Source organism: Streptomyces pacificus (genome assembly GCF_011766325.1).
GTDB lineage: Bacteria > Actinomycetota > Actinomycetes > Streptomycetales > Streptomycetaceae > Streptomyces > Streptomyces pacificus.
This window is the reverse complement of the sequence record NZ_BLLG01000073.1, coordinates 1-564: the sequence shown is the minus strand read 5'-3', so window position 1 is coordinate 564 and position 564 is coordinate 1. Positions and strand designations below refer to the sequence as shown.

The following is a 564-nucleotide window of genomic DNA, read 5'->3' as shown; positions in this document are numbered from 1 at the left end:
CGGCCGCGCCCGAGAAGGTCAACAAGGTCACGATCACGCCGGGCAGCAACCTCAAGACCGTCGGCGTGGGCCAGCCCCTGTCGATCGTCTTCGACCACCCGGTGAAGAACAAGGCCGAGGTGGAGAAGCACCTCAAGGTCACCACGTCGAACGACACCACCGGCTCCTGGGGCTGGATCAAGAACTACGACGGCAAGGACCGCGTCGACTGGCGCCCCCAGGAGTACTGGAAGTCCGGCACCAAGGTGGAGCTCGACGCCCAGCTCAACGGCGTCGACTCGGGCGCGGACGGCGGCTGGTTCGTGCGCGACTACGACACCGCCGTCACCGTCGGGAAGAACCAGGTCGTCAAGGTGAACCTGGACAACAAGACGGCGACGCTGACGCGGGACGGCAAGACCGTCAAGCAGGTGCCGATGTCGGCCGGCACCCCCGGCGGCGAGAAGGCGTCCTGGGGCGGCACGTCCGTCCTGATGGCCAAGGAGGGCACGATCAACATGCGCTCCGAGACCGTCGGCCTCGGCGACAGCTACAACAAGATGGTCGACTACTCGATGCGGCTGA

1 protein-coding gene is annotated in these 564 nt (G+C 66.3%); it reads left to right on the top strand.

The window, feature by feature from the left end; translation table 11 throughout:
* The coding region (locus SCWH03_RS28300; protein ID WP_254077102.1) for a L,D-transpeptidase at positions 1 to 564 on the top strand (564 nt) is incomplete at both ends.